This window comes from Lysinibacillus sp. NPDC093216 (assembly GCF_050280325.1).
Classification (GTDB): domain Bacteria; phylum Bacillota; class Bacilli; order Bacillales_A; family Planococcaceae; genus Lysinibacillus.
Genome location: NZ_JBNNVB010000041.1, coordinates 23,975 through 29,659, shown reverse-complemented (window position 1 = coordinate 29,659; position 5,685 = coordinate 23,975). Strand labels below are relative to the sequence as shown.

Here is a 5,685-nt window from a genome sequence, read left to right as displayed (position 1 = left end):
TGCGCGAAAGCGAAGCGACAGCAGCAAATGTTTTCTGCGCGAAAGCGAAGCGACAGCAGCAAATGTTTTCTGCGCGAAAGCGAAGCGACAGCAGCAAATGTTTTCTGCGCGAAAGCGAAGCGACAGCAGCAATTATGCCAAGGAATAATTAGTATAGCTCACAGTTTCTGTCAATAAAAGTATGAGATAAAATGAGAGAGTGACGAAAAACTTTCACATATTATTAGTTAGCAAAATGGCGAAATATGCGTTAAAATGATGGATATAAAGAGGAGGTGGCTTTAATGGGTGGTATTGGTCCTATGAGCCTCATTATTATCGGAATTGTCGCATTACTAATTTTTGGTCCTAAGAAGTTACCAGAGCTTGGTAAAGCATTTGGTTCAACATTACGTGAATTCAAAAATGCTACTAGAGGATTAGCTGACGAAGATGATGATGACAAGAAAAAGAAAGAATTAGATAAGTAAAGTTAGGATGTTTGTGGAATGAATCCAAGAGATCTAACTGTCATTGAGCATATAGAAGAATTAAGAAAACGGCTTTTCATTGTTGCCGTTTTCTTTGTTCTCGCTATGGCTGGCGGTTTTTTTGTTGCGAAGCCGCTTGTTAAATACCTTCAATCTACTGGGGCGAATTATAATATTGAGCTTCATGCATTTGATGTAGTAACACCACTTGCAATTTATATCCAAGTCGTTTTTTTAATAGCATTTATCCTATCTTCTCCGGTATTGATGTATCAATTATGGGCTTTTATTAGTCCAGGATTAAGGGACGTAGAACGAAAAGCAACCTTAAGCTATATACCGTATTCGTTTATATTGTTTTTAGCAGGGCTATCTTTTTCATACTTTTTACTATTCCCTTACGTCATAAAGTTTATGATGAATTTATCAAATGAATTAGAAATTCAGCAAACGATTGGAATACATGAATATTTTTCGTTTTTATTTAAACTTACAATACCTTTTGGTTTCCTTTTCCAATTGCCGATTGTAGTCCTGTTCTTTTCGCGTATTGGGATTTTATCTCCTGAGTTACTAATTCGTATTCGTAAGTACTCATACTTTGGTTTATTTGTATGTGCTGCTTTAATCGCACCGCCTGAATTAGCTTCGCACTTAATGGTTTCAGTACCGTTGTTTGTTCTTTATGAAATTAGCATTATGATTTCTCGTATTGGCTATAAGAAATACTTAAAATCAGAGGAAATGCGAATGAAGGAAGAACAAGAGGCTGAGCAAAAACGCCAGATTGAAGAGGCGCTTGAACAGCAGAGACGTCAAATCGAAGAATTGAATCAATAATAATAGAAGCTCGATGCTAATTAGTAGCATCGAGCTTTTTCGTCAGCTTAACTTTAAATAAAAATCAGTGGGAAGAAAAACTCCCACTGATTTTTATTGCATTTTTTCTAGTTCTTCAAGAAACTTTTGCAATGGTTCTGCATACAATTGTACAAGCGTCACAAAACCATTTAGCATAACGTGGGCGATAATGGACGTCCAAATGCGTTTTGTTTTGTGATATAAGAAGGCAAAAATCAATCCGCAAATTGTATAAAGCAAGATATGTGTGAAGTCGAAATGAATAAGGGCAAAGAAAATGGCGCTTATTATACCGGCTATCCAGAAATTCGTTGTTTGGACAAGCGATCCGAAAATAACACGACGGAAAACGAATTCTTCTAATATTGGCCCAAACACGACAATCGCTAATATCGCAATAGGAGCGCCTTTTGCAATAGCTACAATATCAGCTGTGTTTTCCGATCCACCTTGGATACCGAATACAGCCATTTCGATAGCTGCGCCAATCATTTGGCCGAAGAAAACTAAGAAGAAACCGATAATTCCCCACATAATTGACAGTGGTATAGTTTCTTTCTTTCCTTTATAAATATTCCAAAAAGCTTTATCGCGAGATGTTAGGATTAAGCTTAGAATTAACGCAATGGCAAAACTAAGTGCGATATACCAGCCTTGAGTAAGCGGAGCAGCTTGCTCACTAGGCAAACCGGTTGTACTCATGACCATCTTGTGAAACGGTTTTGCCAGTAATATCCCTGATATTTGCATGAGGATATAGATCAGTAAAACATAAAGGGCTGTTTTTTTATGTTTAGTTATTTTTTGAGAATTGTTCACAGTCAAAATCCTTTCCATTCATTATGCTACCTTTCTATTGTAGAGGAATATGGAAAGAAAACAAAATTTTTCGAAGTTCTGACTTGCAAAAAAAAGTGTGATTGATTATCATAATAATTGTATTAGCACTCGACTAGATAGAGTGCTAATAAACTTTCAAGTATATAATTAATTAATAGGAGGTTGTTTCACTTGTTAAGACCACTAGGAGATCGTATTGTAATCGAACTAATCGAGGTAGAAGAAAAATCTGCATTCGGTATTGTACTGCCAGACTCTGCAAAAGAAAAACCGCAAGAAGGTAAAGTTGTAGCAGTTGGGACGGGTCGCATTTTAGAGAACGGGCAACGTGTAGAGCTTGACGTAAAAGTTGACGACCGCATTATTTTCTCAAAATACTCTGGTACAGAAGTTAAATATGAAGGTAATGAATACCTAATTTTACGCGAAAGCGATATTCTTGCAATTATTGAATAAGTTAATACTTTTAAAGTAAATGCCTTTAGTGATTGTCATAGATAAACAAAAAAATAGATGGCAATGACAGTATGGCGAAATTTTTATAAATATATTGATGAAGCTTAACGAATATTCCATTTCAGGAGGGTAAATTCAAATGGCAAAAGATATTAAATTCTCAGAAGACGCTCGTTCATTAATGCTACAAGGTGTAGATAAATTAGCAAACGCAGTAAAAATTACTCTAGGGCCTAAAGGTCGTAACGTAGTTTTAGAAAAAAAATTCGGTTCACCACTTATTACAAATGATGGTGTAACAATTGCGAAAGAAATCGAACTAGAAAACCCGTACGAAAACATGGGGGCAAAATTAGTAGCAGAAGTTGCTTCTAAAACAAACGAAATCGCTGGTGACGGTACAACAACTGCAACAGTATTAGCGCAAGCAATTATTCGTGAAGGCTTGAAAAACGTAACAGCTGGTGCAAACCCTGTAGGCATTCGTAAAGGGATCGACAAAGCAGTTGCAGCAGCCCTTACAGAATTACACGCTATTTCTCGCCCAGTAAGCAACAAAGAAGAAATCGCACAAGTTGCGGCAATCTCTGCTGCTGATGATGAAGTAGGGCAATTAATTGCAGAAGCAATGGAACGTGTGGGTAACGATGGTGTTATTACAATTGAAGAGTCTAAAGGCTTCACAACTGAACTTGATGTAGTTGAAGGTATGCAATTCGACCGTGGCTATGCATCACACTACATGGTAACAGATACAGATAAAATGGAAGCGGTATTAGATAACCCATACATTTTAATTACTGATAAAAAAATTACAAACATCCAAGAAGTATTACCATTATTAGAACAAGTGGTACAACAAGGTCGTCCACTATTAATCATCGCTGAAGATGTTGAAGGTGAAGCTCTTGCAACACTTGTAGTGAACAAACTTCGTGGTACATTCAATGCTGTAGCGGTTAAAGCTCCAGGATTTGGTGACCGTCGTAAAGCAATGCTTGAAGATATCGCAATTTTATCAGGTGGTCAAGTAATTACAGAAGAACTAGGCTTAGACCTTAAATCAGCTGATATTACATCACTTGGTCGCGCTGCGAAAGTTGTTGTTACAAAAGACAACACAACAATCGTAGAAGGTGTTGGCGGTGCAGATGCAATCGAAGGCCGTATTGGTCAAATCCGTGCTCAGCTTGCTGAAACAACTTCAGAATTCGATAAAGAAAAATTACAAGAACGCCTTGCAAAATTAGCAGGTGGTGTAGCAGTAATCAAAGTTGGTGCTGCAACAGAAACAGAACTAAAAGAACGTAAACTACGCATTGAAGACGCTCTTAACTCAACTCGTGCAGCAGTTGAAGAAGGTATCGTATCAGGTGGTGGTACGGCACTTCTTAACGTATATGCAGCAGTTGAAAACGTTGCAGATGCAGAAGAAGGCGACGTAGCAACTGGTGTGAAAATTGTTCTGCGTGCTTTAGAAGAGCCAGTTCGTCAAATCGCAAACAACGCTGGTCTTGAAGGCTCAATTATCGTAGATCGCCTAAAACGCGAAGAAATCGGTGTAGGCTTCAACGCTGCAACAGGCGAATGGGTAAACATGATGGAAGCGGGCGTAGTAGACCCAGCGAAAGTAACTCGCTCAGCTCTACAAAACGCAGCATCTGTCGCAGCTCTATTCTTAACAACAGAAGCAGTTGTAGCAGACATTCCAGAAGCAGCTCCAGCAATGCCAGATATGTCTGGTATGGGCGGCATGCCAGGAATGATGTAATCTACGGCTCCAGCCAAAAAAATCACTTCTCAAATTGAGAAGTGATTTTTTTATGCTTTAGCGAATATATTTTAGTGAATCACTGATAGAATATGGACAATCGCTGATGAAAGTAGCAAAATCGCTGATAAACCTCCGACAATCGCTGATAAAAGTAGCAAAATCGCTGATAAAATCCCAACAATCGCTGATAAAGTGGAGCAAACCTGCTAATAAAAAACTCCGAAAAAGTAGCTTAGAGTTATTCTTTTTGCTTCAATCTAAAATCAGGAGAAATATAAGAGATAAGCGCATAATCGATTTCTTCTCCTGCTTGAGTTGATAATTGCACAAGTAAAGATTCTTCGGTATTTGTGGGATGTATAGCGCTTGTTTTTATAGTAACCACTTGAACACCGGTTCTTCTTGGATATACAACAACGACCACCTGATTCCCCAACGTATAAACTGCCGTAATATCAGATTGGAACGCGACAATATATAAATCTAAATCCGATTCATTTTGAAACAATGGAATCGTGAATCCCATATTTTGTTCAAAGTCGTACCATTCGGAAAGAGCAACATCGTAATTCGTAAATAGTCGATGCAGTGCATAATGAATTCTAGTTGGAACATAGCTCCACCGACCGATTGAGCTATGCCAATACTCTTCATAAGCGGGTCTCTTATAGCCAGGATTATTGACGATAACCTCATAAGGAATAGTAGTGCCATTCTCGATCAATTGTGAAAGTGTAACAAATTTTGATGGAGGAGTTAATTCTGGAAAAGGAGGATCAGCAATTGTTTGGGGTTTTATCGGCTCAAGGTTTTTCAAACGATTTTCTAGGCCTTTTATTTGTGCTTTAAGTCCATTTAATCTTCTCAATTCTTTTGCATCGAAAGAAGATACAATGCTCAAATTAATTAATAGTAGACTAATCATACATAAAGTTATTTTTTTTACGTTACACATAGATACACCTCTCTATATACTGTGCTCATTAAATGCGCGAATATGTAGGATGGCTGAGAATTTTATAGACATGTTTTCACTTCCATAGTTTTTTTATCAAAAATAGTTTCTAATAAACAATAAAAAGGCAATCCATTAGTTCGTATTTGAACTTCTGGATAGCCTTTTTGCTAAGTCATTTATCTTGGACTTCCAATATGTCAGGTGACAAATCTACATTCCTGGTAGGTTTAATCCAGGGAATCCTGGTAAACCTGGTTGGCCTGGTAAGCCAGGATATTGCCCGCCTGGAAATGGCATCGGACGTGGTGGATATGGTTGTGGTGGAT

Annotated in this window: 6 protein-coding genes; 4 read left to right on the top strand and 2 right to left on the bottom strand. The window is 37.8% G+C overall.

The features are described from left to right. Positions 1-284 precede the first annotated feature (284 nt). Both ACQKOG_RS25615 and tatC read left to right on the top strand, forming a co-directional pair. Positions 285-470, top strand: a complete 186-nt coding sequence (locus ACQKOG_RS25615) for a twin-arginine translocase TatA/TatE family subunit (protein WP_370083189.1) — start codon at positions 285-287, stop codon at positions 468-470. An 18-nt stretch (positions 471-488) separates the two neighbouring features. Continuing rightward, complete coding sequence (gene tatC / locus ACQKOG_RS25610; RefSeq protein ID WP_370083187.1) at positions 489-1,310, top strand: twin-arginine translocase subunit TatC; 822 nt, start codon at positions 489-491, stop codon at positions 1,308-1,310. 93 nt (positions 1,311-1,403) lie between these two features. Here tatC and ACQKOG_RS25605 read toward each other — a convergent pair whose 3' ends face one another. Next, on the bottom strand, positions 1,404-2,168 hold the full coding sequence (locus tag ACQKOG_RS25605) for a CPBP family intramembrane glutamic endopeptidase (protein WP_370083185.1): 765 nt from the start codon (positions 2,166-2,168) through the stop codon (positions 1,404-1,406). Positions 2,169-2,342: 174 nt separating this feature from the next. Here ACQKOG_RS25605 and groES point away from each other — a divergent pair, with 174 nt between their 5' ends. Together groES and groL are read left to right on the top strand one after the other, a co-directional pair. Then, entirely contained in the window at positions 2,343-2,627 is a 285-nt protein-coding gene (groES, locus tag ACQKOG_RS25600; RefSeq protein ID WP_049667833.1) for a co-chaperone GroES, read from the top strand. Between the two features lie 139 nt (positions 2,628-2,766). After that, a complete protein-coding gene (groL, locus tag ACQKOG_RS25595) occupies positions 2,767-4,398 on the top strand; it encodes a chaperonin GroEL (protein WP_370083181.1) in 1,632 nt (543 codons plus the stop codon). 241 nt (positions 4,399-4,639) lie between these two features. Here the strand turns inward: groL and ACQKOG_RS25590 are convergent, their stop codons facing one another. Next, positions 4,640-5,356: a hypothetical protein gene (locus ACQKOG_RS25590; protein ID WP_370083177.1), complete on the bottom strand. Its 717-nt coding sequence runs from the start codon at positions 5,354-5,356 to the stop codon at positions 4,640-4,642. Positions 5,357-5,685 lie beyond the last annotated feature (329 nt).

What these genes read in the sequence shown, in the direction of transcription:
- ACQKOG_RS25615 (WP_370083189.1), top strand. Translation starts at nt 285, where the DNA reads ATGGGTGGTATTGGTCCTATGAGCCTCATTATTATCGGAATTGTCGCA.
- tatC (WP_370083187.1), top strand. Translation starts at nt 489, where the DNA reads ATGAATCCAAGAGATCTAACTGTCATTGAGCATATAGAAGAATTAAGA.
- ACQKOG_RS25605 (WP_370083185.1), bottom strand. Translation starts at nt 2,168, where the DNA reads ATGGAAAGGATTTTGACTGTGAACAATTCTCAAAAAATAACTAAACAT.
- groL (WP_370083181.1), top strand. Translation starts at nt 2,767, where the DNA reads ATGGCAAAAGATATTAAATTCTCAGAAGACGCTCGTTCATTAATGCTA.
- ACQKOG_RS25590 (WP_370083177.1), bottom strand. Translation starts at nt 5,356, where the DNA reads ATGTGTAACGTAAAAAAAATAACTTTATGTATGATTAGTCTACTATTA.